At 45.8% G+C, this 26,615-nt stretch carries 24 protein-coding genes; 18 read left to right on the forward strand and 6 right to left on the reverse strand.

The features are described from left to right. Positions 1-136 precede the first annotated feature (136 nt). Positions 137-616 carry a hypothetical protein gene (locus K5Q99_RS05775; RefSeq protein WP_220776308.1) on the forward strand — a complete coding sequence of 160 codons (480 nt, stop codon included), beginning with the start codon at positions 137-139 and terminating at the stop codon, positions 614-616. Between the two features lie 377 nt (positions 617-993). Then, positions 994-2,169, forward strand: coding sequence for a type III PLP-dependent enzyme (locus K5Q99_RS05780; protein WP_006087063.1), 1,176 nt, complete (start codon positions 994-996; stop codon positions 2,167-2,169). A 64-nt stretch (positions 2,170-2,233) separates the two neighbouring features. On the opposite strand, the gene K5Q99_RS05785 is transcribed toward K5Q99_RS05780, so the two are convergent. Then, complete coding sequence (locus tag K5Q99_RS05785; protein WP_006083288.1) at positions 2,234-2,446, reverse strand: HP1242/YdcH family protein; 213 nt, start codon at positions 2,444-2,446, stop codon at positions 2,234-2,236. A gap of 413 nt (positions 2,447-2,859) precedes the next feature. Here K5Q99_RS05785 and udp point away from each other — a divergent pair, with 413 nt between their 5' ends. After that, positions 2,860-3,618, forward strand: a complete 759-nt coding sequence (gene udp, locus K5Q99_RS05790; protein WP_006083287.1) for a uridine phosphorylase — start codon at positions 2,860-2,862, stop codon at positions 3,616-3,618. A gap of 102 nt (positions 3,619-3,720) precedes the next feature. On the opposite strand, the gene K5Q99_RS05795 is transcribed toward udp, so the two are convergent. Continuing rightward, entirely contained in the window at positions 3,721-4,473 is a 753-nt protein-coding gene (locus tag K5Q99_RS05795) for an outer membrane protein OmpK (protein ID WP_220776309.1), read from the reverse strand. A 474-nt stretch (positions 4,474-4,947) separates the two neighbouring features. On the opposite strand from K5Q99_RS05795, the gene K5Q99_RS05800 reads away from it, so the two are divergent. The 3 genes from K5Q99_RS05800 to K5Q99_RS05810 are packed head-to-tail and all read left to right on the forward strand — an operon-like array spanning position 4,948 to position 7,304. Beyond that, positions 4,948-5,418, forward strand: coding sequence for an NfeD family protein (locus K5Q99_RS05800; RefSeq protein ID WP_107946433.1), 471 nt, complete (start codon positions 4,948-4,950; stop codon positions 5,416-5,418). 12 nt (positions 5,419-5,430) lie between these two features. Continuing rightward, the gene (locus K5Q99_RS05805; RefSeq protein ID WP_012586651.1) at positions 5,431-6,366 is read left to right on the forward strand and encodes an SPFH domain-containing protein; all 936 of its coding nucleotides are present in this window, start codon (positions 5,431-5,433) and stop codon (positions 6,364-6,366) included. Beyond that, on the forward strand, positions 6,366-7,304 hold the full coding sequence (locus K5Q99_RS05810) for an SPFH domain-containing protein (protein WP_220776310.1): 939 nt from the start codon (positions 6,366-6,368) through the stop codon (positions 7,302-7,304). Before K5Q99_RS05805 ends, K5Q99_RS05810 begins: the two co-directional genes overlap by 1 nt. Positions 7,305-7,515: 211 nt before the next feature. Here K5Q99_RS05810 and K5Q99_RS05815 read toward each other — a convergent pair whose 3' ends face one another. The 4 genes from K5Q99_RS05815 to priA form a co-directional block, all read right to left on the reverse strand. Beyond that, complete coding sequence (locus tag K5Q99_RS05815; RefSeq protein WP_006083282.1) at positions 7,516-7,740, reverse strand: hypothetical protein; 225 nt, start codon at positions 7,738-7,740, stop codon at positions 7,516-7,518. A 334-nt stretch (positions 7,741-8,074) separates the two neighbouring features. Next, entirely contained in the window at positions 8,075-8,791 is a 717-nt protein-coding gene (locus K5Q99_RS05820; RefSeq protein ID WP_106649278.1) for an SPOR domain-containing protein, read from the reverse strand. A gap of 3 nt (positions 8,792-8,794) precedes the next feature. Then, positions 8,795-10,540: an arginine--tRNA ligase gene (gene argS / locus K5Q99_RS05825; RefSeq protein WP_106649279.1), complete on the reverse strand. Its 1,746-nt coding sequence runs from the start codon at positions 10,538-10,540 to the stop codon at positions 8,795-8,797. 134 nt (positions 10,541-10,674) lie between these two features. After that, on the reverse strand, positions 10,675-12,870 hold the full coding sequence (gene priA / locus K5Q99_RS05830) for a primosomal protein N' (protein WP_220776311.1): 2,196 nt from the start codon (positions 12,868-12,870) through the stop codon (positions 10,675-10,677). A gap of 102 nt (positions 12,871-12,972) precedes the next feature. Between priA and K5Q99_RS05835 the strand changes: the two genes are divergently transcribed. The 12 genes from K5Q99_RS05835 (at position 12,973) to K5Q99_RS05890 (ending at position 26,615) form a co-directional block, all read left to right on the forward strand. Further along, positions 12,973-14,043 carry a FimV/HubP family polar landmark protein gene (locus K5Q99_RS05835; RefSeq protein WP_220776312.1) on the forward strand — a complete coding sequence of 357 codons (1,071 nt, stop codon included), beginning with the start codon at positions 12,973-12,975 and terminating at the stop codon, positions 14,041-14,043. Between the two features lie 181 nt (positions 14,044-14,224). Further along, entirely contained in the window at positions 14,225-14,437 is a 213-nt protein-coding gene (gene rpmE / locus K5Q99_RS05840; protein ID WP_063883331.1) for a 50S ribosomal protein L31, read from the forward strand. 534 nt (positions 14,438-14,971) lie between these two features. Beyond that, positions 14,972-16,216: a malic enzyme-like NAD(P)-binding protein gene (locus tag K5Q99_RS05845; protein ID WP_106649282.1), complete on the forward strand. Its 1,245-nt coding sequence runs from the start codon at positions 14,972-14,974 to the stop codon at positions 16,214-16,216. Positions 16,217-16,401: 185 nt separating this feature from the next. Next, entirely contained in the window at positions 16,402-18,345 is a 1,944-nt protein-coding gene (csrD, locus tag K5Q99_RS05850) for an RNase E specificity factor CsrD (RefSeq protein WP_106649283.1), read from the forward strand. A gap of 243 nt (positions 18,346-18,588) precedes the next feature. Beyond that, positions 18,589-19,467, forward strand: coding sequence for a type IV pilus biogenesis protein PilM (locus tag K5Q99_RS05855; protein WP_220776313.1), 879 nt, complete (start codon positions 18,589-18,591; stop codon positions 19,465-19,467). Next, positions 19,464-20,066 (forward strand): PilN family protein, encoded by a 603-nt coding sequence (locus K5Q99_RS05860; RefSeq protein WP_220776314.1) that lies wholly within the window; start codon positions 19,464-19,466, stop codon positions 20,064-20,066. The genes K5Q99_RS05855 and K5Q99_RS05860 overlap by 4 nt, the downstream gene beginning before the upstream one ends. Further along, a complete protein-coding gene (locus K5Q99_RS05865; protein ID WP_220776315.1) occupies positions 20,063-20,713 on the forward strand; it encodes an MSHA biogenesis protein MshJ in 651 nt (216 codons plus the stop codon). Before K5Q99_RS05860 ends, K5Q99_RS05865 begins: the two co-directional genes overlap by 4 nt. After that, complete coding sequence (locus K5Q99_RS05870) at positions 20,700-21,020, forward strand: MSHA biogenesis protein MshK (RefSeq protein WP_220776316.1); 321 nt, start codon at positions 20,700-20,702, stop codon at positions 21,018-21,020. Before K5Q99_RS05865 ends, K5Q99_RS05870 begins: the two co-directional genes overlap by 14 nt. A 14-nt stretch (positions 21,021-21,034) precedes the next feature. Further along, on the forward strand, positions 21,035-22,714 hold the full coding sequence (gene mshL / locus K5Q99_RS05875; RefSeq protein WP_220776317.1) for a pilus (MSHA type) biogenesis protein MshL: 1,680 nt from the start codon (positions 21,035-21,037) through the stop codon (positions 22,712-22,714). A gap of 6 nt (positions 22,715-22,720) precedes the next feature. Next, positions 22,721-23,629 carry an ExeA family protein gene (locus tag K5Q99_RS05880; protein WP_106649289.1) on the forward strand — a complete coding sequence of 303 codons (909 nt, stop codon included), beginning with the start codon at positions 22,721-22,723 and terminating at the stop codon, positions 23,627-23,629. Beyond that, on the forward strand, positions 23,626-24,858 hold the full coding sequence (locus K5Q99_RS05885; protein WP_220776318.1) for a tetratricopeptide repeat protein: 1,233 nt from the start codon (positions 23,626-23,628) through the stop codon (positions 24,856-24,858). The genes K5Q99_RS05880 and K5Q99_RS05885 overlap by 4 nt, the downstream gene beginning before the upstream one ends. Then, a complete protein-coding gene (locus K5Q99_RS05890) occupies positions 24,855-26,615 on the forward strand; it encodes a GspE/PulE family protein (RefSeq protein ID WP_220591875.1) in 1,761 nt (586 codons plus the stop codon). Before K5Q99_RS05885 ends, K5Q99_RS05890 begins: the two co-directional genes overlap by 4 nt.

Below are 26,615 nucleotides of genomic sequence, written 5' to 3' on the forward strand. Positions count from 1 at the left end.
TTATAGCGCAGAAATCCCATCAAATGCTTATTCACCTGCATGTGTGAAGCGTATCATGTAATCGCGGTTGATTTAATGAGTCGATAGGGGGAGTCAGGTATGCTGTCCGCCTATCCAATAATGGAGTCGAGTGTTTATGAAAACGCTGTTGTTATGTCTGTCTTGTTTATTAACCCCCATGTGGGCCTATGCTGCGAGTTATGTTGCGGGCGATGCGATTAATCCTATTTCACTTCTCGATCAAAATGATCAAACGGTAAGTGTGACAGATGAAACTCAAGTGTTGCTCTTTAGCCGCAGCATGAAAGGCGGTGATGTGATTAAAGAAGCACTCACGCCTCTAAGTACGACTCAAATGCCTGTGGGTTTAGTTTATGTCGCCGATATAAGTGGTATGCCTTCTTTAATCGCTAAGTTTGTTGCTGTGCCACAAATGCAAGATTTACCCTTTGCGATTGGGTTAGATAGGGAAGGTGAGATCAGTCGTTTACTACCAGATACCAAAGATATGGCCACTATGATATTGCTTAATCAGCGTAATATTTTAGATATCGCCTATTTTGATTCCAGTGAAGCCTTGGGCCAAGCACTCGCAAAACTCAATCAGCCGCAGTAACGATTCAATTTAATTGACCTAATTTAAGGCGTCACATTAGCCTTTTTTCGTGGCGCGCTTGCCCCTCAAGCTTATCACTTTAGGATGGATATGTTGGCTTGAGCCAGTCTATCTCTCTCCTTTGCGATAACGTCGTAAAAAATTCACTTTTTATTCTGATAATGCACACAAATTTACCTTAGGGTTTGTGTGCATAATCATTTGTTTTATAGAGGCTTTTTTTGATTATTTAGTCCCTTAAAACATTGCGGAATAAAAAGTTATAAAATCAGCATAAAAATTCGTTGCGTAAAGCAAAAAAATATCGTTTACTGCGCACGTTTTTTAAGACATTACACTCACTTTTTTCTACTTGACCCAAAGGAGACTCTGGCCCAATGAGCCAATTTCAATCTATTGATGTTGCTGACTATTATGACGTGGATACATTCAAGCGTATTGAAGCGTTTGCCAAAGACAAAGCAACCCCGTTCGTAGTAATTGATACCAGTATCATAGCGAAACAATACGATGACATGGTTAATAGTTTTCCTTACGCTAACGTTTATTATGCAGTTAAGGCAAACCCAGCGGCCGAGATCTTATCTTTACTGAAAGATAAAGGGTCAAACTTTGATATTGCCTCAATTTATGAGCTAGATATGGTCATGAATGTCGGCGTGACAACCGACCGAGTCAGCTACGGCAATACCATTAAAAAGCGTCAAGATGTACGTGCATTTTACGAGCGCGGTGTGCGTATGTACGCATCTGACTCAGAGGCCGATCTGCGGATGATCGCTGAAGAAGCGCCTGGATCGCGTATTTATGTACGTATCCTGACCGAAGGCACTGATACTGCTGATTGGCCGTTATCGCGTAAATTCGGTTGTCAAAACGAAATGGCCTATGAGCTATTAGTATTGGCACAGGAGTTAGGCTTAGAGCCTTTTGGTATTTCTTTCCATGTGGGTTCTCAGCAACGTGACATCGGTGCTTGGGATTCTGCCATTGGTAAAGTGAAAAGCATTTTCGACCGTCTGCGTGATGAGCACAATATCACCTTGAAGATGATCAATATGGGCGGCGGTTTCCCTGCTAACTATATTGATAAAACCAATCAATTGGGTGTGTATGCCGAGCAGATCACTCACTTCCTGAAGGAAGATTTCGGTGACGATTTACCGCAAATCATCCTAGAGCCGGGCCGTTCGTTGATTTCTAACGCGGGGATTTTAGTGTCGGAAGTGGTACTGATCAGCAAAAAATCCTACACAGCGTTAGAGCGTTGGGTGTTTACCGATGTGGGTAAATTCTCAGGCTTGATTGAAACGATGGACGAGGCAATTAAGTTCCCGATTTATACTGATCGTCAAGGCGAGTTGGATAAGTGCGTGATTGCCGGCCCAACCTGCGACAGTGCCGATATCATGTACGAACACTACAGCTATGGTTTACCGAATGACTTAGCCATTGGTGACCGCATGTATTGGTTAACCGCTGGCGCTTATACGACGACGTATTCAGCAGTGTGCTTTAACGGTTTCCCACCACTGAAAGATTACTATCTGTAAGCGATTACGTTGACATGAATAAGGGCGCTTAGGCGCCCTTATTGTTCGCTAAAGAAGTTCGGAATTACTCGTGGGATTTGAGGATCTGATAAATCTCTTCTTTTAGGTGTAACTTTCTGCTTTTGAGTTCTTTCACTGTCGGGTTGAAATCACTGGCGACACGTTTTTCCAGTTGTTTGATTTCCTCGTCTAACTGATTATGCTCGTTAAACTTACGTTGAAAATGAGCATCTTGGGTTTTCAAGGTGGAAATTAATTCTCTGTACTCTGGAAACATCGGCATTCTCCTTGTCGTCATTTATTACACTTCTGGTTTCGTCTTAACCCTAACCTTTCACTCTGTAGTGAAACGTGATTTAGATCACCTTTCATCCCGCTTCAGATTAATACTAAATGATGATTTATTTTAATTTCTTATAAATCAGCTTATTAAACGATCTTTGCCGCTATCTATGGCATGTGATTAGGATCTGGTTCACACTTTGTTAGGCATAAATCAGACTGACATTCGCAGTGCGAGCAAATTTGCTATCTTGTGATTAGATGTGAGGGTGATTGGTAATTTGATTACGACTAAACAATTACTTCTTGCCGATAATTCTGTGATCAAGTTAACCTTCACCGCTTCGATACTAGGTTAAAGTCGATTTTATAAGAATTTAATTATCAAAAATGAAAGGGGTTTTCACAATGGCTGATGTATTTCATTTAGGTTTGACCAAAGCAATGCTCGATGGTGCAACTTTGGCAATCGTTCCAGGTGATCCAGAGCGCGTAAAACGTATTGCCGAACTAATGGACAATGCGACGTTTCTTGCTAGCCACCGCGAGTATACAAGCTATTTAGCGTATGCCGATGGTAAGCCAGTAGTCGTGTGTTCAACCGGTATCGGTGGCCCATCGACTTCTATCGCAGTAGAAGAACTTGCACAGTTAGGTGTGAATACCTTCCTGCGCGTTGGTACTACAGGTGCAATTCAACCCCATGTGAATGTGGGTGATGTGATTGTGACTCAAGCTTCAGTGCGTTTAGATGGCGCAAGCTTACACTTTGCACCTATGGAGTTCCCTGCGGTTGCAAACTTTGAATGTACCACTGCTATGGTTGCAGCGTGTCGCGATGCAGGCGTAGAGCCACACATTGGCGTAACGGCTTCTTCCGATACTTTCTACCCAGGCCAAGAGCGTTATGACACTGTCACTGGCCGTGTAACGCGTCGTTTCGCGGGTTCAATGAAAGAATGGCAAGATATGGGCGTACTGAACTATGAGATGGAATCTTCCACCTTATTCACTATGTGTGCCACTCAAGGCTGGCGTGCTGCCTGTGTTGCTGGTGTGATTGTAAACCGCACCCAACAAGAAATTCCTGATGAAGCCACAATGAAGAAAACCGAAGTCAGTGCGGTTTCTATCGTGGTTGCTGCAGCGAAAAAACTGTTAGCCTAATTTTTATTACGCTAAGCGACACTCCCCTGCAAAGTGAGTGCTCAGAATAGAAAAGGTGCCAATGGCACCTTTTTTGTTACTTCAAAATAGTGTCGATACCGATTAGAAATGGTATTGGGCAATCACAGAGTAAGTGTCTTGATCGACGCCTTTCACACCGTATTTGTTGGTCCACAAATCATATTCGATACCCACCAATAATTTATTTGCTTGATGATCCCCGAACAGACTCTTACCAAGATCGTATTTCAGCTGTGGGTTGAAGTGGAAGTTCTCCTCGTAGCCGTTATCGTCGGTGGCAAATACCCAGTCGATAAAGCCATCGAGCACTATGTTGGCTGAGCCAACGGGAATGTCGATGCGAAATACAGGGGTGAACTGCCAGCCGTCACTGTTGTTACCTGTGCTCATACCATTGCGGCGATAGGTATTAAAGTTCAGGTAAGTGAAATAAGGCACGGCGACATCAACGCCTAAACCGTAAAGCAGGCTGTGAACTGGGCCTTCACCTTCTTCATAGGTCAGCGCCAGAGACAAATCTGTTACTGGACCAAAGGCGATTTTCTCGCCGAGGATTTTACTGGCACTGAAGCGTGGCGAAATTTCACCATAGGTGGTGCTTTCCATGCCAGTGTCGTTACCTTTGAAATAGATAAAGTCTTGGAAGGCAAACCAATCACCGTATTTCCAGCCGCCCGCCGTTTCTAAGGTAATAGTGGCTTGTTTGTCTGATGGCGCTAAATCGTAGTCTTCGCCATAGAGGGCTGTTGCACTTAAATCCCACCATTGTACTAAGTCACCCGCAAATGCTTGAGGAGAAAGCATAAGTGCTAGGCATAGGCATGTTTTTTTCATTGTTATTTCCTGTTGTATAGGTGGAAGTTAATTCGCGTCTTACTCAATCCGCTCTCTGACCTATGACATGGTTTGATGGGTAAGTTCAAACCTAGCGTGAGTGTACGTCAAAGGACTGGCACAAAAGTGGGGGCAATATATGCAAAAATTTACATTTATTCAAAGTTTTTATCGAATGTTGTTGTCAAAATCACATAATCATTATGGTGATAATCTGTTTTTAGCCAATTGATTTTAAATGGATTTTGCTATAGCAGAATGAGTTATTCCTTTGGTGTTGGCTATCTTTTTGAATTGATTATGCTTAATTTTAAAACAACCTAAGGGCTTTGCCGTGTGGATATGGGAGAATGAGGCCTAACACAGAAGTGATTGATTGCGCATTTTGCTTCGTAAATTTTGACATATTATGTCGCTTATCCGAAAAGCTGCTGTTATAGTTGCTGCAAGGACACTCTCATTTCAGGGGGAAATATGGAGTTTTCAAATCCGATTTTAGTGTGGGCAGTGGTGGGGCTAGTATTTATGCTCGCCGAAATAGTGGTTCCCGGTGGCATCATAGTGTTGCTGGGCGCGGCTTGTTTAGTCGTGGCTGGCGCGTTAGGCATAGGACTAGTCGAAGGCGTAGTGCAGAGCATGACCCTGTGGTTTATCTCGGCCATTGTGTTGTTATTGACCTTCAGACAAGTGACTCAAAGGCTCGTTGGTGGTGATTCCCATGTGGATAACACGGATGAAGCAATCGATCTATACAATCAAATTGTTCGCGTAAAGCAGACCATAGGTCCTGGACAAACACCTGGGCGGGTGGAATTTCAGGGGAGTGAATGGCCAGCGCTGGGCGATGGCACCACTATCGCTGCGGGGACCGAAGTCAGAATTATTTGTCGTGAAAATATCGCTCTAGTCGTTGAGCCTATTTCAATAGAAGCTTCCAAAAACTAAAGGATGGAATCTATGTTTGTATTTACCTTAGTCATTTTATTTATCTTTTTTATTCTCTATAAGTTGATGCTTATCGTGCCGATGCGTGAAGTGCATGTTATTGAGCGTCTTGGGAAATTCCGTGCAGTATTAAACCCAGGATTTCATTTTTTGATCCCTTTCTTCGACCGCGTCTCCTACCGTCACGATACTCGTGAGCAAGTATTAGATGTGCCGCCACAGAGTTGTATCTCTAAAGATAACACTCAACTGGAAGTGGACGGTTTAGTCTACTTAAAAGTGATGGATGGCAAATTAGCGAGTTATGGTATTGAAAACTATCGTAAAGCGGCGGTGAATTTAGCCCAAACCACAATGCGTTCTGAGATAGGTAAGCTGAGTTTGAGTGAGACCTTCTCCGAGCGTGATAGCTTGAATGAATCCATAGTGCGGGAAATCGATAAGGCGTCAGAACCTTGGGGGATCAAAGTATTGCGCTATGAAATTCGCAATATTACGCCTTCGCGCCATGTGATCCACACCCTTGAGAAGCAGATGGAAGCCGAGCGTCGCAAACGCGCCGAAATCACGTTGGCCAATGCGGAAAAAGCGGCGATGATCAATATGTCTGAAGGTGAGCGCCAAGAGGCGATTAACCTGTCAGAAGGTCAAAAACAGAAACGGATTAATGAAGCCAAAGGTACAGGTCAAGAGATTGCTATCATAGCCAAAGCGAAATCCGAAGGTATGGCAATGATCTCGCAGGCGTTAGCGGTCAATGGCGGCACAGATGCGATGAATATGTTATTGAAAGAACAGTTTATCGCTCAAGTTGGCAAGATCCTCAATGATGCACAGGTCTCTGTTGTCCCCGCTGAAATGGCGAAACTCGAAGGTTTCTTCGAAGGCATGGAGCAAGTCACTCAGACTGTGAGTGGCCAAAATAATAGTGGCAAAGGAGCGCGATAATGAATCTTCCATTAGATACAGATTTGATTGTGATGGCAATTTGGGGACTTATCTTTGCCATTTTCGTGATTAAGCTTTTCCAATCGATTCGACTCGTTCCCACTAAGTCGGCTTATATTGTGGAGCGTTTAGGTAAGTACCACAGCACCTTAGATGCGGGTTTCCATACCTTGATCCCCTTCGTGGATAAAGTCGCTTTCATTCATGATTTGAAAGAAGAGACCATCGACGTACCGCCGCAGGAATGTTTTTCGAGCGACGAAGTTAACGTTGAAGTGGATGGGGTGATTTATATCTCTGTGACCGACCCAGTCAAAGCCAGTTACGGTATTACCGATTATCGCTACGCGGCTATTCAGTTGGCGCAAACCACCACGCGCTCTGTCATAGGAACGTTGGACCTAGATCGTACTTTTGAAGAGCGCGATGTGATTTCTGCCAAGGTAGTGCAGGTATTAGATCAAGCGGGTGCTATGTGGGGCATACGTGTGCATCGTTATGAGATTAAAAATATCACGCCGCCTGAAACGGTTAAAAATGCCATGGAAATGCAAGTGAATGCTGAGCGTGAGCGCCGCGCATTATTGGCTAAGAGTGAAGGCGACAAGCAGAGCAAGATTAATCGTTCAGAAGGCGTTAAAGCTGAGACGGTAAACCGCTCTGAAGGTGAGATGCAGCGCCGGATTAACGAAGCCGAAGGTAAGGCTGAGGAAATTTTAACGATTTCCCGCGCGACGGCGGAATCGATAGAACGTTTAGCCTCTGTGATTGCCGCGCCGGGTGGTCACAATGCTCTGCGGATGCAACTCGGTGAACAGTACTTTAAACAGCTCGATGGCTTAAGCCAGAAGGATAGCCGAGTGGTATTGCCGGGTAATATGGTGGATTTCGATTACTGGATGAATAGCATAGGCTTAACGGAAGAAAAGCCGAGCTAAGGCTCTGGTCAACATTTGAAACTAGCTAGTTTATTAAGGTCAAATACTCAGGTATTTGGCCTTATTTTTTGGCTGTAATTGGATGATGTGTGTCGTGGCGGTTTATATTAACGGTATGTGTTGTGAGTTACGGGGAGAGCATGCAGCTTCTGTTGAGTGGACCGCGAGAAGCTGCAGTTGGGCATAGATAAATTTTTCATTGAATGGAAGGCTAATAAGCTAGGCGTTCATGAATTTGGGAATGGGCGTGGGTTTCAATGAGCTTGGCAATTTGGTTTTGCTCTAATTGCTGAAGCGCAGAAATTTCGTCATAAATCTTGTCTTGAACATCCAGCGGCATGCGAACATGCTCCATAAACATTCTAATTCCTAGCATGTCACCACTTTTGAAAAGTTGGCTGAATTCGGTGGCTTCTATCTCGATTAATGCATTCATAATACTTCACCCTAAGGTTGGATTTGACACAGATACAACAGTCTTGCTGTTACTTAAGAGATACGCCTAAGTTTGATCTAGGTCAATTAAACTGCATATTAATCTTTATTAATAAAGGATTTTGTTGTTTATAAATAATCAGTTATAGATTTAGCAAAACAGTACTTTAAAAAATAGGGTTGTTTAAAACTGGGCGTGTCTAGATGAACTTTGAGCGAATGCTGGGTTATGCGGCAAGCTAAAGCGTAGCGGATAAAAAAATAGCGACGAGCGATAAACGCTGGCCGCTATTTTTGTGATTAGGTATTTAAAAACGCCTAGAAAGGGTGAAGCCTTATTTAGGGATAGCCAGAATCTGACAACCATTAATCCCGGCATTTTGCAGCGTGTGACGCTTACGTTCGGCATCACGCTTACGTTCATAAGGACCTAAAGCGACTTTGTACCACACGCCAGTCGTACCTTCGACTTGTCTTACTTGCGCTTCTAAACCTTGGAAAGCGATGACAGCTTTCATCTCATTCGCCTGTGATTCTTGGCGGAAAGAAGCACATTGCAATTGATATTGCATTGGTGCTCGTGTTGCAACCACATCGGGAATATCGACCTCAACATGCTTGTTTTCAAGCTCATTAAGATAGGTCCATTCTTCCTTTGGTTGAGGCGGCAGAGCGTTAGGGTCCTTCTTCGGCGGCGCAACAGGCTCTGCTGTTTCCTCTTTCTCCACAGGAATAACGACGGCTTTACGCTCGGGTTCTTTCACTTTAGGAGTGAGCACCACATTTTCTTGCGGCTTCACTCGAGTTTCAGTTTTCTTGGCCGGAGTTGGCTGCGGCTTTTCTTCTTGTGGCGCATTATCTTTAATGCTCCATAGAAAATAGACGAAACAACCCACAGCGAGTATGACAAAGCCTATCAGCGTCAGCGGCAGCTTCTTACGCGGCGCTGATTTAGATTGTGAAGGCTTTGCTCGGGTTGGACGAGTCGCGCGGACTGGGCGCGGTTTAGCGCCCGACTGCGGCCTTCTATTGGCATAATCGCGATTACTCATGGCTTACATCCGCTCTAAGGTTTCGATACCGAGTAGATTTAGGCCTTTTTGTAACGTACGGGCCGTCAATTGTGCGAGTAATAAACGGCTATTCTTTTGCGCGTCGTTATCGGCGGCAAGTACGGGGCAGGCTTCGTAGAAGCTTGAGAAAGCACCCGCTAATTCATACAGGTAAGCACACAATACGTGCGGTTGACCTTTATCGACAACGCGACTGAGGATCTCACCGAACTGTGCTAATTTGTTACCGAGATCTTTCTCTTTTTCATGCTCAAGCACGATTCTTGCTTGGCTCAAATCCAGATCAGTTACACGCTTGAAGATGCCCGCAACACGGGTGTAAGCGTACAGCAGGTAAGGCGCGGTATTGCCTTCGAAGCTGAGCATTTGTTCAAAGCTGAAAATGTAATCGCTGGTACGGTTTTTCGACAAATCAGCATATTTAACGGCACTGATCCCAACGACACGGGCGATTTCAGCCAGCGTGTTCTCATCCATATCTGGATTTTTGCTGCGAACGAGTTCTAGTGCGCGCACGTTTGCTTCTTCTAACAGGTCGACTAACTTAACGACGCCGCCGCTACGGGTTTTGAATGGACGGCCATCTTCGCCGTTCATCGTGCCAAAACCTAAGTGTTCCAATGACATATCTTCACGAACAAATTTAGCCAGCTTGGCTAGGCTAAAGACTTGTTGGAAATGCAGTGCCTGACGTAGGTCAACAAAATACAGGACGCGATCGGCTTTTAACACGTTCGAGCGGTAGCGCATTGCCGCCAGATCTGAGGTGGCATACAAGTAGCCGCCATCGGCTTTTTGGATGATAACAGGCAGTGGCTCACCTTCTTTGTTGCGGAAGGCTTCTTGGAATACGACTTTGGCACCGTTGCTTTCGGTTAATAAACCTTGGGCATCTAAATCTTTAACCACTTGCTCGAGATCGGCGTTATAGGCACTTTCACCGTGCACGTCGGCGCGGGTCAGGCTCACACCTAAACGGGCGTAGACTTCATGGCAGTGGCTCAACGAAATGTCGTTAAATTCGCGCCACAGTTTGTTGCAGTATTCGTCGCCAGATTGCAGTTCAACCACTAATTGACGAGCGCGGGTGGCGAATTCTGCTGATTCGTCGAAACGCAGTTTAGCAGCGCGGTAAAAGTTTTCTAAATCAGACAGTTCAAGTTGAGCTTCTTCGCCATTTTTGGCGCGTAGCTCTTCCATATAGGCCAGCAACATACCAAATTGTGTGCCCCAGTCGCCCACATGGTTTTGACGGATAACCTTATGGCCCAAAAACTCCAGCGCACGTACCACACTGTCGCCAATGATGGTTGAACGTAGGTGACCTACGTGCATTTCTTTGGCGAGGTTGGGCGAAGAGTAATCGACAACAACGGTTTGCGGTGTCGGTAATTTAATACCTAAATGCTCATCGTTGACGGCATTTTGTAGTTGATCCGCTAAGGCGCTGTCGTTGATAAAAAAGTTGATAAAGCCTGGACCTGCAATTTCTACCTTAGCCACATAAGCCGACGTCGGTAAGGTATCGATGATCAGTTGGGCTAATTCACGTGGATTCTTGCCCGCGACCTTGGTCAGCATCATGGCTAAGTTGGTTGCCAAGTCGCCATGGCTCTTATCCTTGGTTCGATCTACCTGAATGCGCGCTTCAAAGTCAGCAGGCACAATACCTTGTTGTTTAAAGGATTCTAGAGTTTGTTCAAGTAATGATTGGATATGTGATTTCATGGGTTCTAATCGGCACTAACTTTAAGAGTGAATACAGGGAATAACCGCATATTTTAGCCGCTTGTGGTTAACAATTGCTATCTTCCCGATGATTTTTTATCAAATGGCGCTTAAATACTTATCAAATACTCGACTCAGAGGAGATCCTGCGGATCTCTGTCTAAGCTCCATCGGCAGCGTTTAGCTTCGAGCAGTTGTTCTACAAGCGGATGAATACGTTCAAACTCTTGCTGCAAACGGTTGCGGTTTTTAGCTTGGAATAGCAGTTGGCGACGGAACTTGCCGGCTTTTTTATCTAAAGGTGCAGGCATAGGGCCAATCACCTCAAATTCTTTATCTTGCGGCAAGAGCGCGGCGAAGGCGTTGAGAAAGTTATCGGCATCACTGGCTAAATGCGCTTCGGCGCGTACCAACACCATGTGCCATGCTGGCGGCAGCAGTGCTTGTTGACGCTCTTTTAATTGGCTGCGGGCAAACTCGCCATAACCACGGTGCAGTAAATCCCGCAAAATGGGATTGTCGCTCTGGTGAGTTTGCAATAATACCGTGCCGGGTTTACTGGCGCGGCCCGCACGCCCGGCGACTTGGGTATAGAGTTGCCCAAAACGCTCGGGCGCGCGAAAATCGGCGCTAAATAAGGCGCCATCGACATCGAGTAGCCCAACAAGCGTCACATCAGGAAAGTGATGACCTTTAGCTAGCATTTGCGTGCCGACGAGGATTTTATATTCGCCCTTATGAATAGCGTTTAAGTGGGTTTCTAATGAGCCTTTCAAGCGAGTGGTATCGCGGTCGATGCGCACGACTGGATGTTTCGGAAACTCCTGTTGCAGCGCCTCGGCCAGTTGTTCAGTGCCTATACCTTGCCCCATCAGCATAGTGCTACCGCATTTATGGCATTGCTTAGGGATAGCGTATTGATTGCCACAATGATGGCAGCAAATTTCGCCAAGAGATTGATGCACAGTGAAAAACGCATCGCAGCGGTCGCACTCGTGTAAGTGCCCACACTCGTGGCAAAGCAGGGCGGGTGCAAAGCCGCGGCGATTGAGAAACAGTAACACTTGGTTGCCTGCGTCTAAATGCAGACGGATTTCGTTCAGCAGCGGCACCGACATGCCTGCTTTTAACGGCATATTTTTAATGTCGATAATGCCTTGACGCACTTTTTTAGCAACGCCCGCGCGCTCACCCAATTGCAAATGATGGTAACGGCCACTTAAAGCATTTTGTAGACTTTCGAGTGAGGGGGTTGCCGTGCCTAATATCACCGGAATCGATTCCAGATGGCCACGCATGACTGCCAAGTCGCGGGCGTGATAACCGACGCCTTCCTGTTGTTTGAAGCTGCTGTCGTGCTCCTCATCGAGTATGATAATGCCGGGATAGGCCATAGGCGTGAACAAGGCTGAGCGGGTGCCGATAATGATGGCGGCCTGACCACAGCGGGCTTGGCGCCAAGCTTCGAGTCTCTGATTGTCGGTTAACCCTGAATGTAAAATCGCGACATTGACTTTGAAACGGCGCTTAAAGCGATTGATGGTTTGGGGCGTTAAACCGATTTCAGGCACTAAAATTAATGCTTGCTTGCCTTGCTTAAGGACTTCTTCGAGCACCGCCAAATAGACTTCCGTTTTACCCGAACCGGTAATGCCTTCTAATAAAGTACAGTGATATCCTTGTTGCAGATTTAAAGTGGCAACGGCGACGGCTTGTTCTTTATTGAGTTTATGTGGCGTTTCGTCCATTTCGAGTGAGGTGCGCCAGTCGAGGTTAAGCTCGGCGACTTTCTCATGACGTGCCACCCAGCCTTTATCTTCTAGGGCTTTCAGTGCCGTTTTACTGATGTCTAAGCTGATCACTTCTTCTTGGGTTAAGCTGGCGGTTTTGAGTAACTCGAGTAGTTTTTTCTGTGCGGGTGCGCGTTTAACTGCTTCTGGCGCAATATTTTGGCCTATTTCAGTTAATTGCCAGAATTGAATCTTTTGTGGCGCGGCATTGAGCCCTTTGCGAAGGGCGACTGGTAAGGCTTGGGTTAGCATCTGCCCTTGGCTGCAAAAATAGTATCTCGCGGCCCAAAGAGTTAATTTATAAAGTGATTCAGGCAGCAAAGGTTCATCGTCGATAAACTCAAGTACAGACTTAATCTGTTTAGGCGCTAAGCTGCAAGACTCAGTGATACCTGTGACTAATCCAATTAATTGTTGACGACCGAAGGGGACTTTAACGCGCACGCCTATCTGCGGTGTACTAGGATAAGTTTCGGGTACGCGGTAACTAAAGGTTTGCCGCATAGGCACAGGTAACGCAACTTCGACAAACAATGACATATGCAGGCAAGTCTTAGGCAATAATGTGGTTTAGTGTACTCAGCGCGGCTGGCTAGGGCTAGCCCTAATGATGGTTTACCAAGGATAGTTGAGAGTAAATAAATGGCTAATAGAGTGAAATCATTAGGTCTACTCGCGTTAGTGTGTAGCGCACCGAGCATGGCACAAGTCTCCCATGTGAGTGTTAATAGCCGCATGTTTGAATTAGGCGGTTATCCCAAACTCAGGGTGAATGTGATTGCGGACAATCAAGACATGTCGCGCTTAGAGTTTGTGGTGCAGCAAGCTGGCGGCGAAGAAAAGTTAATGGTTGAGGAGCTTAATCGCTTTTTAGTTTTGCTCACAGGTGTTGAAGATGTAAAGGATGACAAAGCTAAACTCTTAGTGAGGGAGTATCGACTCGACCGATGGTACGAGGTCAAAAGTATCAATCTATTTGGCGAGGCTAAGCCAACATCGGCTGCGCTATCTATGAGCGCGGCATCGGGCAGTAAAAATACGACGACAGCGCTGGTGCAAAAGCGTGCGGATAAAGTGAACGTTCAACCTGTAAAAGTGGCCGCAGAATCCACATCAGTGGTGGGTGCTAAGACCGCGACGGTTATTACGGCTGCAAATATTCATGTCGATACTCATGTAAATACTCATGTAAATACTAAGCCCACAGTGCCAGCGGCTGAAGTTGTGACTGGCTTTAAATTTCCTGAAGCAGCGGATGAGCAAAATACCCAGGTTGCCGAGGTAAAGGCTGTCGCCAAAAACTCTGAACCTGTTGCCGTTAAAGCAACGTCTGCTGAAACTGTGATGCCTGAGCCTGTTATGTCTGAAGTCGTAGTCACTGAAGCAGTTAAGACAACAAATAGTGAACTCAAAGTGAATGCCGCTGAAACGTCCCCAACCGCTTCGCAGACACCTGAACATTGCCAGTTAACTTATCTTGCAGGTGAGACCTTGTGGCGAATCGCCAATCGCTATGCCAACGATTGGGACGTGAGTGTTTATGGCGCTATGCTGGCGATCTATGAGGCGAATCCTGCGGCGTTCTCAAAAAATAAAATCAACGCACTCAAGAGTAATGCGGCTCTGTCCTGTCCTTCGAAAATGATTTTGGCACAGTATGCTAACGCCAAAGAGGCGCAGGCGATGTTTGAAGCTAAAGAGGCGGGAAAATGAAGCGGCGAACTAAAGTCAAAATAGACGCAGGTTAACCGCCAAACGCTCAGATAATCTACTTGTATCCCTTGTGGGTATGCTGTACCATTCTGCGCCCTAAACATATTGTTATTAACATGCATGTGGTGTCCGACTACGGGTTGGAAGAGCGACATGGCCTTACACTTTTGAGGTAACCCCAATGAAACCAGGTATCCACCCAACATACGCTATCATCACTGCAAACTGTACTTGTGGTAACGTTATCAAAGTAAACTCTACTGCTGGTAAAGATCTGCATTTAGACGTATGTGGTGCTTGTCACCCATTCTACACTGGTACACAAAAAGTTGTTGATACTGGCGGTCGTATCGACAAATTCAACAAGCGCTTCGCAGTGCTTGCAAAGAAATAATTGCGATTGCAATGTTTCTAGAAAAGGCGCCTATGGCGCCTTTTTGCTTTCTGTCATTTGCTGGACTGCTTTATTTACGCCTATCTTAATACTTATGTTAAATCCCATCTGGTACGACTTCACTCAATTAATCGTCAACTTACTGAGTATTGCGAGTTCAAGTATGTAATTCGACTTATTTATAGCAATTATCTATAAGATAAATATGCTAGCCGTCATATATTGTAATTTAACCAACATTTTTGAGATTAACTCGCTACAACTAGCGCTATAACTACAAAATATATGTTTGTTTCCTACAAAAAATATTAAGAAATGCAGCTTTATTATAGGAGATAAGTTTATAAAACTAAGCTTAGAGGTGATATTTGCAGGCTAAAGTGAAATTTCTGAATCTCTTATTTAAAAATCCCCCTTATTGGCGTATCTTACCCCGACCAGCCAGACTATTAACATCACCCTTTGGTGAGACTAGATGTGTGTTGGTAGGCCTTACTCTCATAAATTATAAATGTCGCATTTCAGGATTTTAAAATGTCAGATATTCGTCAACAAGCACTCGATTATCATGAATTTCCAATACCAGGCAAAACCGCAGTTTGCCTTACCAAACCTGCCGAAACGAGTCACGATCTCGCTCTAGCTTATAGCCCTGGTGTGGCTGAGCCTGTGCGTGAAATCGCGGCTAATCCTGACAATGCGTATCGTTATACCAATAAAGGTAATACGGTTGCCGTGATTACCAATGGTACGGCGATCTTAGGTTTAGGCAATTTAGGCCCCTTGGCTTCTAAACCTGTGATGGAAGGCAAAGCATTATTATTCAAGCATTTTGCAAATATCGATTCGACAGATATTGAGATCACCCACAATACGCCTGAAGAATTTATCAATACAGTTGCTGCGATTGCTGACACTTTTGGTGGTATCAATCTTGAAGATATTAAAGCGCCAGAATGCTTTGTTATCGAACGTGAATTGATTGCCCGTTGTAAAGTACCAGTATTCCATGACGATCAACACGGCACCGCAATTGTGACCGCGGCGGGTATGATTAACGCGCTGGAAATTCAAGGCAAGTTGATCAGCGACGCGACTTTTGTGTGTATGGGCGCAGGTGCGGCAGCCATTGCTTGTATGACTATGCTGGTCAAGTGTGGTGCGAATCGCGCTAACATTTATATGTTAGACACTAAAGGTGTGATTCATTCTGGCCGTACGGATCTTAATGAATATAAAGCGCTATTTGCGAATGATACTGACAAACGCACGCTTCTTGATGTTATTAAAGGCGCAGACGTGTTTTTAGGTCTATCTGGTCCTGACGTGATAGGTGCAGAAGAAGTTGCGTTGATGGCCGATAAGCCAGTAATTTTTGCCTGTTCTAATCCCGATCCTGAAATCAAACCGGCACTGGCTCACGCAACGCGCAGCGATTTGATCATGGGTACCGGTCGCAGCGATTATCCAAACCAAGTGAATAACGTATTGTGTTTCCCGTTTATTTTCCGTGGCGCCTTGGATGTACGTGCGTCATGCATTAACGATGAGATGAAAATCGCCGCGGTTCATGCCATTGCTGCACTGGCAAAAGAGCCTGTGCCTGCGAGTGTGTTGAAGGCTTATCCTAATGTGAGTTCACTGAGTTTTGGTCCTGAATACGTGCTGCCAAAACCTATGGACCCACGTTTATTGCCTAATGTTGCCCGTGCGGTTGCTCAGGCGGCTATCGACTCTGGTGTTGCTGCTATCCCTACTTTACCTCAATACGCCGACTAGGCTAAAAGTGGTAAAAACATCGAAAAGAGGCTAATGAGCCTCTTTTTTGTTTTTAAGTGGACATTAAAGTCACAGCGTCTTGGTTGCCTTTTAGGTTATGCTACTGAATAATCAACGGACAACTTTGTTGTACTACTGTTAAAATCGCACAAATAATTATAATAATCCTGCAGGATAGCGGATAGATGAAATTCACCCGAATGTTAACTACAAAATTAACCAGCTTTTGGTTAATGTCATTAGCCGCTATCGCCTTCGTCTTTTTGCTGAGCGCTATGATGAGTTTCGTGCAGCTGACCTATAAATTTCAGCAGCAGAAAGTCGCCGAACTCGAAACTATGTTAGTGGACCAATATCAACACCAACCCGATTGGGATTTGGAAGCTTGGCTGCCGCCCATGCTACTTGCCTACAATGCTGTTGATTTTCGGCTGACCTTGAAAGATGAAGTGATCTTTGCCTATGAAGGCAATCTGACTACGCAAAATGCCATGGTGTATGACCATGTGTTAGAACCTAAATCTGGCCTGCGTATGCAGCTGACCTTAACCCAACCCTTCGAGCATTACACTTTTAGTTGGTATGAAATCCTCATCCTGTTGGTCGGTGTGTTAGCTGTGGCTGCCTTGGTGCGTTTTGGCTATTTATGGTTTTCCCAACAGTTGGATGGCATTGAAGAATTAGCCTTACGCAGCCGATTGATTTTGCAAGGTAAGCACGAGCAAGCACTCGCGACCCCCGGAAATGGCAAGCCAAGGCTGATTAACCGCGCTTTGACTAAGTTGTTAGAAGAATTACAAGACGCACAAAAAGAGCGCGGTCGTTTTGACAAGTTCATTCGTTCTAATACCTTTCTCGATGCGGAAACGCGCATTGGTAATCGGCTCTTTTTGAATAACCGTCTCGACGCCCTTAGTCATAATCAGGCGATGCTCGCCCATGGGGTGATTTATTTATTAGAGATGGATGATCTGGATTTATTGCAGCAATCCCAAGGTGAAGCGGTAACTAAAGAGTTATTAAATTCGACCGTCAACGCGATAAGCCAATTGCTGCAAACCCAAGCTAACAGTATTTTTGCCCGTCGTTCTCACAATCAATTTGCCATAGTCGTGCCGCAAATCTCGTTAATCGAAGCGGACCAATTCGCCAGTAAGTTGCTTAAGATATGTTTGAGCCAGCCTTTACCCGAAGTCGACAATAGCGATAACTTTTTCCACCTCGGATGCGCTTATTTTACCGCAGGCGATAATGCGGCGCAGTTAATTGAAGAAGCCGATATGGCTTTGAGGGCGGCACAATTACAGGGCAATAGTAATTGGTTTATGTACGACAAAGGCGCAATTGATGAAGAGTTTGCTAAAGGCTCAGTACGTTGGCGCAGCTTTTTAGAAAATGCGTTAGTGCAAAGGCGATTCTTCCCCTTTAGCCAGCCTATAATCGATTCTGATGGTAATGAGCATCATAAAGAAATATTTACTCGGGCGCGGGATAATCAAGGAGCGTTAATTCGTGCCACACTGTTTATTCCAATGGCGAATAAATGTGGTTTAATGCCGCAGGTCGAACGGCAAATTATTGAGCGGGTATTGTTGTTACTGTCGAATGAATTAGTGGGCGGCGTATCGAATACTCAAACAAATAAAAAACCAGCGTCACAGATATACAGTATTAATCTGAGTTTGGATTCGCTAATGAGTCGAGCTTTTACCCAATGGCTAAAAACGACGCTGTTAGAATATCGCCATCTGACCACGCGACTGATTTTCGAAGTGTCGGAAGATATCGTGATTCAACATCAAGAAAAGTTGCAGCCTAAATTAGATATGATCCGTAAAATGGGCGCGAGATTATGTGTTGATCATGTGGGTCAGCAGGTCGTTGGCACTTACTATATCCGTGAATGTCATTTTGATTTAATTAAGCTACATAGATCGATTGTACGGCATATTCATTTACGCCCAGAAAACCAATTATTCATCCGTAGCTTGATTGGCGGTTTGTATCGAACGGAAGTGCAAGTCTGTGCCGAGGGGGTCGAAGTCTTCGAAGAATGGCAGACACTGCAAATCCTTGGTGTTGGCGCAGCGCAGGGAATGTATTTCAGTGAACCCATAGAGGCCAAGTAAGGCAAGTGTGGTATTTGGGTTAATGTCGTCTTATAAGGCAAATAGATCCTATTATTCACGTATTTATCTATAAAATACGAGTATTTGCAGCTAAACTATCCTGTGCCAAAATAATGACGTTTGCTGTTTAAATTAGCGATAAAGCAAGTCAGAGGGCAAGGAACACTGGAGAGTGGAGTGACAGGACGTTTAAGCATAAGAGACTACTCACGCTTTTAAATTCAGTTGGTTACAGGCATCTTTATGGAAAAAAGTCTTATAGGTCGACTCGCCTTTTGGCAGAAAAAAACGGATCCGACTAGCCTTGGCATCTATGTTTGTGCCGATAAATTATGGGTTTATGCACCTGCTCAAAGTGATCGTACTGAACTGTGGTTACCCTTCGAGCTTAAAGATGAGCACTGGTCATCGGCGTTTGTTGCCGTCGCTAAATCCTTCCCTAATGCCCAATTACAACTGGTTTTAGCTTCAGGGCTTTATCAATTACTGCTGACTGATAAACCCAATGTCGATACTGTCGAATTATCCCAAGCCTTGCTGTGGTCAATTAAAGACATGGTGACGCTACCTGTGCCGCAAATCCATTTGGATTATTTCGAGTCACCTATTCCCAGTAATAAAATCAATGTGGTGGTGGTCGATAAAGCTAAACTCGTGGGTATGGTGCAGGCCATTCATGAACAAGATTTACAACTCATTGGTATCAGTATCGAAGAGTTAGCCATGACCAACTTATTTGGTGATGACCACCAAGCTCGTCTGGTGGTTAGCCATCATCCAGGGCAAGAATTGTTATTGACTGTGGTTAAGCAAGGGCAGCTGTACATGCAGCGGCGTGTGCGCGGATTTACCCAGTTGGATAAGACTCAAGCCGATGAGTTAACTTATGGCATGGCAGATAATTTAAGCTTAGAGATTCAGCGCTCTATGGATTACTTTGAAAGCCAGTTAAGGCAAGCTCCGGTATCTTCTATTGAACTTCTCGCCGATGGCGCCGTGGATACTTTAGCTAAGCTAGTGTCGGCGAACTTTAATCAAGCTGTGAATGTTATCGATAAAAGCTGTGTTGGCGCGCGAATAGCGGGATTAGCCTTTGCCGAATTTTCCAGAGGTGCTGAGTGATTAAATACCGAGTCAATCTCTACACTCCTTCCTTACTTCCGCCAAAGCAAAGATTAACCTTTGCCCGTTTGGGGGCTTATGCAGCAGGATTTTTGGTCCTATTTGCGGCATTAGGCGGTTATAGCTACTGGCAAGTCAGTGAGTTGCAACAGGCCCAGCAATTGGCTGCCCAGCAAAAGCTGCAATTCGATACCCAAAAACAGGCATTAGAAGCACAAATTGCAGCGCGTAAACCCGATGCCGAACTCGTTGCGCGAGTCGATTTAGCGGCACAACAGTTAGAGCTGAAGCAGTTACTCATGGGTGAATTGAGTCTTAGGGCCTCTTTAACCAGCCGAGGGTTTGCGCCTGTACTTAAAGATTTAGCGGTCGTGTCGGATGCGAGCGTGTGGCTTAGTCATATCGTCATTAATGAGCAAGATTTTATGTTCGAAGGTTTTGCCGACCATCCTCAAAGCATTCCGCAGTGGATTGGCAAACTTAAAACTACGCAGACTTTAAAGGGGCAAGCTTTCTCGTCGATGAGTATGGATCGCGGTGAAGATAAACCTTTGGCCTTTACCTTGAAGAGCAATAACAAGGAGGAGACCGCGCAATGAAGCAAAAGTTAGCCCAACTAGGGCAACAGTTTGATGCGTTAAGTCGCCGCGAGCGAGTGCTGATCTCAGTCGCCATTCTGGCCGTGGTCGGTATGCTGAGTTATTTACCCTTAGAGTCCCTGTGGAAAACCCATGTGGCGTTGTCACAACAGCTAAAAGCCTTAGAGCAAGAAAACGCGATTTCGGCCCAGCAGGTTGACTTGTATCAGCAACGTTTAGCGTTAGATCCCAATCAAGATTACCAACAGCGTTTAGTCTTATTAGAGCAACAGAATCAAGCCTTAGATGCCCAGCTCAATGAGCAGATGGTGGACATGGTGCCTGCAGACTATATGCCAGAGCTACTGGGAAATTTACTGGGACAAGTCCAAGGGATTAAATTAATTAAGTTTATGTCGATTGCACCCATTCCTCTGTTGGCTGTGGGTGAAGAGAAGAAACTCAATCTGTATAGCCATGGTATTCGTATAAGTTTAGAGGGCGATTACTTCTCAGTGCTGCGCTTTGTGGAAGCCGTTGAGGCCATGCCAGATAAACTTTATTGGAAGCGTCTCGACTATAAAGTCGCGGAATATCCAAAAGCGACAGTAGAGATTGAACTTTATACCTTGAGTATTAATAAGGACTTTATCAGTGTCTCTAAATAAGTCTTATATTATTAGTGTGTTGTTATTGGTCAGCAGCCCTATAGCGTCTGCTGAATCACTGCGCGACCCTACCTTGCCCGGAAAAGGTTTTGCTGTGGTCGGTCATGCGAGTCAATCGCAGGATCAGGCAATGGTACTTAACAGCATAGTGAGTTCAGGCAACACGGCTTATGCTGTGATAAATAACAAGATATTGTCTGTTGGCGACAGCATTCAGGGGCTGAGTATCGTCAAGATTACCCCCACTTATGTGTCGCTGTCCGATGGACGGAAATTGACATTGTTTCAAGCAATAACAGAGAGATAGGGAATACACCTCAGATGAAAGCGATTAAATACTTTACACCTCTGCTCTCACTTTGCCTTGTGGCGTGTCAGACCACAAACAGGCCACAGCCGGAGGCGAGTAAGGCGGAATTAGCGGCCTCAATGGCGACGGCGACGGCATCAACCACGCCACCACCTGCGACTATGCCGGATGCGGTTCAGCGGGAATTGAATTCAGGCGCATTGCTATCAGGTTTGATTCCTGCGCTGGAAACTGAGCGCCGTTTCGATGTCTCTGCCCATGATGTTGATGCTAAAGTATTTTTTCCAAGTTTAGTCCAAGGTACGCCGCTGAGTGTTGCCGTACATCCTGATGTGCAAGGTACGATTTCGCTATCCCTTAAAGGTGTAACCTTAAGCGAAGCGATTCAAGTGGTTGAAGATATCTACGGTTACGAAGTGAGCCGCGAAGGGCGCATTCTAAGAGTGTTCCCCGCTGGAATGCGTACCGAGACGTTTCCGCTGAATTATCTCTATATGGAACGTGACGGCTTATCTGTGACCTCAGTGAGTTCTGGACGCATTTCCGATAACAATAATTCCAATAGTAATTCGAACAATAACAACTCAAATAACAATGGTTCGAGTAATAATAATTCCAACAGCAGTAACGGCAACAACTCTAGCAGTAATGGCAGCAGCGATAGCAGTAACGGAACATTTATTCGCTCGCGCACTAAGACTGATTTTTGGGGCGAGCTGAAAGAAACGCTGACGGCGATTATTGGTGACACTGGTAATGGGCGGCAAGTGGTGGTCACGCCGCAGGCGGGGTTAGTCACTATTCGTGCTTTCCCAAGTGAATTACGCCAAGTGCGTACTTTCTTGAATTCCGCCGAGAGTCACCTACAGCGACAAGTGATCTTGGAGGCTAAGATCCTCGAAGTCACATTATCCGATGGCTATCAGCAGGGTATCCAATGGGACAATGTGCTGGGTCATGTTGGCAATACGAATGTGAATTTTGGGACTTCGAAAGGCCCTGGTTTAAACGATAAAATCACCTCTGCGATTGGTGGTGTGACCTCGTTGAGCATTAAAGGCTCCGACTTTACAACTATGATCAATCTATTAGATACCCAAGGCGATGTGGATGTATTGTCTAGCCCAAGGGTGACTGCATCGAATAACCAAAAAGCTGTGATTAAAGTGGGTACCGATGAGTACTTTGTCACCGACGTGTCATCGACTACCGTTGCGGGCACAACGCCAGTGACCACACCACAAGTTGAATTAACACCATTTTTCTCGGGCATAGCTTTAGATGTGACACCGCAAATCGATAATGACGGCAATGTATTATTACACGTGCATCCATCCGTTATCGATGTGAAAGAGCAGACTAAAGACATTAAAGTGAGTGACGCTTCGTTGGAGCTACCTTTAGCGCAGAGTGAAATTCGTGAGTCTGATACTGTTATCCGCGCCGCCTCTGGTGATGTGGTGATCATCGGTGGCTTGATGAAGAGTGAAAATATTGAAGTGGTGTCACAAGTACCTTTGTTAGGTGATATTCCTTTCCTCGGTGAATTGTTTAAAAACCGCAGCAAGCAGAATAAGAAAACCGAGCTAATTATCCTGTTAAAACCTACGGTAGTTGGCGTCGATACTTGGCAAACTGAGCTACAACGTTCTAAGACCTTATTAGATCGTTGGTATCCGGAGACAAAGTAAGCTTCTATGTATCAGAAGCATTTTGGCCTAAGCCAAACGCCATTTTCATTGACACCCAATACCGGATTTTTTTTCGGCCTGTCGCCACACGTGGAAGCCTTGCAAGTGTTGCAAACCGCGCTGCAAACGGGTGAAGGTTTTATCAAGGTGACAGGGGAGGTGGGAACAGGTAAGACGTTGATTTGCCGTAAGCTTATCAATGAATTGCCGACTAAGTTCCACTGTGCCTATCTGCCTAACCCTTATCTTACGCCTGCAGAGTTACGTTGGGCGGTAGCGAGTGAGTTAGGCCTTAAATACGCCAGTAATATCGATCAGCAGCAACTCACTGGACTTATCCAGCAGCAGCTTTTAGCTTTGAGCGCCCACGGTCACGCTATCGTATTAGTGCTCGATGAAGCACAGGCATTGCCGGACGACAGTTTAGAGGCGCTGCGGTTATTCACTAATCTGGAAACCGAGACACGCAAATTATTACAGGTAGTGTTATTTGGGCAACCTGAGTTAGATGACAGGCTTAAACGCCAAGAATTTAGGCAATTAAGACAACGCATTACTTTTAGCTACAATCTTCGTCCACTAACATGGGATGAAACCGACGCTTATATTCGCCACCGATTAGCCATAGCAGGGCGTGCGGGCGAACCACTCTTTACATCACGGGAAACACGTCAGATTGCCTATGCGTCCCGAGGGATCCCCAGATTGATCAATATTCTTGCCCATAAAGCCTTGTTACTGAGTTTCGGCGAGGGCGCTACGCGTGTGCAAACCTCCCACGTTAAAGCGGCGATTCAAGATACCGAAGATGCAAGTGTTCGCCGATTATTATCGTGGAAATGGCTGCCTTTTTTCACTCTGATAACTGTGGCTTTTGGTTTGGGATTACAACACGTTTTGAGGAGTGTTGTATGAGCGTGATCAATAAGATGCTGCAGGATCTTGATAAACGTCAGCAGGGGCACGAACTCAGTAACGTCACTCAACCGCAGGTGCAGTATTTAGCTCACAGGCGCGCTCCGTTTAACTGGCTGCTGCTCTGTGGAGTGTCACTGCTACTCGGTGGCGGCGCGGTTTATGGCTGGCAATTTTTCATGGCAAAGCCTGCAGAAGCGACTATTTCGGCTCAAGTTCAGGAACAAAATACTTTAACCGCTCAAACTGAGCCTGTGCGAACGGAGAGCATTGCCTCAAGCGAAGCTTCATCTAACCTTGATGCCGCTGCAGAACCGCTGAAGCTTGCGACTACGCAGAAGATTGCGACAACAATGACAGCCAATAGTGAAGAGTTTGAACCAAGTGCCGCCGAAATCGCATCGAGTCAGTCACCTGAATTTGAAAGGAATATAGAACCTGAGCGACAAGCGCAGTCGAAAACAGATGTGAGCCTTGCACTTGAAAACAACCAAGTTGACACGGTAAGCGAGCCAAACCATTCGCAGCCAAGCCATTCACAGCCAGATAGTGCGACATCGAGTGTGCGAAGCGCCGAGGTCACTGCTGGCGCTAATCGACTTGCGCCCAAAGCACAAGGGCAAATGGCGATTACTGAGGTGAAGTTAACCCCAAAGCAGCTAGCAAAGAAGCGGTTTACACTTGCGAGTGAGGCTGAAAGGGATGGCAAGCTCAAAGAAGCCATTAGTTATTATGATCAAACATTAGTGCTCGACCCCAGTATGCACGAAGCGCGCAAGCAATTAGCTGCGCTGCATTATGGGCAAGGTCAATTAGCCAAAGCCAGTGAAGTGTTACAGCAAGGCATGCTGTTATTCCCGCAGCAATTAGACTTTGCTTTATTGCTTGCTCGGGTTCAGCAAGCCTCTGGTCAGGCTGATCTCGCATTAGTGACCTTAGCCAATATACCTGACACGCATCCGCTGGCGAGGCAAAAGTGGATGGCACAATCGGATTTGGCGCAAAAGCTAGGGCAGTTTTCATTGTCAGAACAAGCCTATAGACAATTATTACAACAAGAACCTCAACAGGCTAAATGGTGGATGGGGTTGGCCTATGCGCTTGATTCGCAGCAGCAATTCCCCCAAGCACGCCAAGCCTATCGGACTGCATTAGGCCACAGAGGCTTATCGGCGCAGGCGAGTGCCTTTATCGAACAACGCTTGACTCAGCTAGGAGATAGCCAATGAAACCCAGATTAAAAATGCGTTTAGGCGATCTGTTAGTTCAAGAAGCCATTATTACCGAAGCCCAGCTACAACAGGCGTTAGGCGAGCAGCGTAATACGGGCAAAAAACTGGGCCGTACCCTCATTGATCTGCAATCGATTACAGAACATCAGTTACTGCAGTTCTTGTCGCAACAATTGAATGTACCTTTGCTGGATATCAGTAAAATGCCAATCCCAGCGGAAGTGGTGCATCTTATTCCTGAGGTGCAAGCCCGACGTTTCCGTGCTTTAGCAGTTGAAGACAGGGGCGATAGCGTACTGGTAGCAATGAGCGACCCAGCAGATTTGCAGGCGCTTGATCATCTCGAAATGCTTATCGCACCTAAGCGTTTGAAGTTAGCGGTAGCGCCCGAGCAGCAACTGCTGCAAGCGTTTGATAATTTATATCGCCGTACAGACCAAATTGCTCAGATCGCCGGTAAGCTCGAAGAAGAATACGCCGCCGATGAGATGTTCGATTTAGCCAGCCTCACGTCGGGCGACAGTGACAATGAAACCACAGTGGTTAAGTTGCTGCAGTCGATTTTTGAAGATGCGGTGCAAATGCGCGCCTCGGATATTCATATCGAACCCGGTGATAAAGCCTTGCGTATTCGCCAGCGTATCGATGGCCAGCTACACGAAACGATTCTGAATGAAGTTAATATTGCCGCGGCTTTAGTATTGCGACTTAAGTTAATGGCTGGACTCGATATTTCTGAAAAACGTTTGCCGCAGGACGGTCGTTTCCACATGGAGATCAAAGGTCATCATATCGATGTGCGTATGTCGACCATGCCGATTTACCATGGCGAATCTGTAGTAATGCGGTTACTCGATCAATCGGCGGGTTTATTGACTCTAAACGAAACCGGTATGCCACCCGCTATTTTGGCGCGTATTCGTAAACAGATTAAACGCCCTCACGGCATGCTACTGGTCACAGGTCCCACGGGTAGCGGTAAAACCACCACCTTGTACGGTATTTTGAGCGAGCTCAATACCGCCGACCGTAAGATCATTACGGTGGAAGATCCGGTTGAATATCAATTGCCGCGGATCAACCAAGTTCAAGTTAACCATAAGATTGGCTTAGACTTTTCCAACGTATTGCGCACCACCTTGCGTCAAGACCCCGATATTATCATGGTCGGGGAAATGCGTGACCAAGAAACCGTTGAGATTGGTTTAAGGGGCGCATTAACGGGTCACTTTGTATTATCAACCTTGCACACTAACGATGCGGTTACCAGTGCACTGCGTTTGCTCGATATGGGCGCCGCCAGTTATTTGGTCGCTAGTGCCTTGAGGGTGATTATTGCCCAGCGTTTAGTGCGCCGCGTTTGCCATAACTGTGGCGTTGAGTATCAGCCGACACCGCAGGAAAAAGCCTGGCTGAGTAGTGTGAGTCATAAAGATTTTAGCCATGCGAACTTTAGAATTGGTACCGGCTGCCAGAGTTGTAACGGCAGCGGTTATCGTGGGCGGATCGGTATTTTTGAAATCCTCGAGTTGGATGAGAAGATGATCGATGCGATGCGTACCGGTAATCCGCAGGATTTTGCCAGAGCCGCGTTGCAGAGCCCTAACTTCACCCCACTCGCCGAGTCAGCGTTGCAATATTTGAGCGAAGGCATGACGACCATTGAAGAGGTGGCTAAGCTGGTAGAGGATGTGAGTGAATCACAAATACCTTTGTCGAAGGATATTATTAGCCAACAAGGCGTTGAGGCGTAA

Source organism: Shewanella hafniensis (assembly GCF_019655335.1).
Taxonomy (GTDB): Bacteria; Pseudomonadota; Gammaproteobacteria; order Enterobacterales; family Shewanellaceae; genus Shewanella; species Shewanella hafniensis.

Excerpts from the sequence above, each read along its gene's own strand:
- K5Q99_RS05885 (WP_220776318.1), top strand. The coding sequence starts at position 23,626 with ATGAGCGTGATCAATAAGATGCTGCAGGATCTTGATAAACGTCAGCAG.
- K5Q99_RS05820 (WP_106649278.1), bottom strand. The coding sequence starts at position 8,791 with ATGAGTAATCGCGATTATGCCAATAGAAGGCCGCAGTCGGGCGCTAAA.
- K5Q99_RS05810 (WP_220776310.1), top strand. The coding sequence starts at position 6,366 with ATGAATCTTCCATTAGATACAGATTTGATTGTGATGGCAATTTGGGGA.
- K5Q99_RS05785 (WP_006083288.1), bottom strand. The coding sequence starts at position 2,446 with ATGTTTCCAGAGTACAGAGAATTAATTTCCACCTTGAAAACCCAAGAT.
- argS (WP_106649279.1), bottom strand. The coding sequence starts at position 10,540 with ATGAAATCACATATCCAATCATTACTTGAACAAACTCTAGAATCCTTT.
- mshL (WP_220776317.1), top strand. The coding sequence starts at position 21,035 with ATGAAAGCGATTAAATACTTTACACCTCTGCTCTCACTTTGCCTTGTG.
- K5Q99_RS05805 (WP_012586651.1), top strand. The coding sequence starts at position 5,431 with ATGTTTGTATTTACCTTAGTCATTTTATTTATCTTTTTTATTCTCTAT.
- K5Q99_RS05855 (WP_220776313.1), top strand. The coding sequence starts at position 18,589 with ATGGAAAAAAGTCTTATAGGTCGACTCGCCTTTTGGCAGAAAAAAACG.
- K5Q99_RS05865 (WP_220776315.1), top strand. The coding sequence starts at position 20,063 with ATGAAGCAAAAGTTAGCCCAACTAGGGCAACAGTTTGATGCGTTAAGT.
- priA (WP_220776311.1), bottom strand. The coding sequence starts at position 12,870 with ATGTCATTGTTTGTCGAAGTTGCGTTACCTGTGCCTATGCGGCAAACC.
- K5Q99_RS05800 (WP_107946433.1), top strand. The coding sequence starts at position 4,948 with ATGGAGTTTTCAAATCCGATTTTAGTGTGGGCAGTGGTGGGGCTAGTA.
- K5Q99_RS05835 (WP_220776312.1), top strand. The coding sequence starts at position 12,973 with ATGGCTAATAGAGTGAAATCATTAGGTCTACTCGCGTTAGTGTGTAGC.
- K5Q99_RS05890 (WP_220591875.1), top strand. The coding sequence starts at position 24,855 with ATGAAACCCAGATTAAAAATGCGTTTAGGCGATCTGTTAGTTCAAGAA.
- K5Q99_RS05845 (WP_106649282.1), top strand. The coding sequence starts at position 14,972 with ATGTCAGATATTCGTCAACAAGCACTCGATTATCATGAATTTCCAATA.
- K5Q99_RS05795 (WP_220776309.1), bottom strand. The coding sequence starts at position 4,473 with ATGAAAAAAACATGCCTATGCCTAGCACTTATGCTTTCTCCTCAAGCA.
- udp (WP_006083287.1), top strand. The coding sequence starts at position 2,860 with ATGGCTGATGTATTTCATTTAGGTTTGACCAAAGCAATGCTCGATGGT.
- K5Q99_RS05780 (WP_006087063.1), top strand. The coding sequence starts at position 994 with ATGAGCCAATTTCAATCTATTGATGTTGCTGACTATTATGACGTGGAT.
- csrD (WP_106649283.1), top strand. The coding sequence starts at position 16,402 with ATGAAATTCACCCGAATGTTAACTACAAAATTAACCAGCTTTTGGTTA.
- K5Q99_RS05815 (WP_006083282.1), bottom strand. The coding sequence starts at position 7,740 with ATGAATGCATTAATCGAGATAGAAGCCACCGAATTCAGCCAACTTTTC.
- K5Q99_RS05775 (WP_220776308.1), top strand. The coding sequence starts at position 137 with ATGAAAACGCTGTTGTTATGTCTGTCTTGTTTATTAACCCCCATGTGG.
- rpmE (WP_063883331.1), top strand. The coding sequence starts at position 14,225 with ATGAAACCAGGTATCCACCCAACATACGCTATCATCACTGCAAACTGT.
- K5Q99_RS05880 (WP_106649289.1), top strand. The coding sequence starts at position 22,721 with ATGTATCAGAAGCATTTTGGCCTAAGCCAAACGCCATTTTCATTGACA.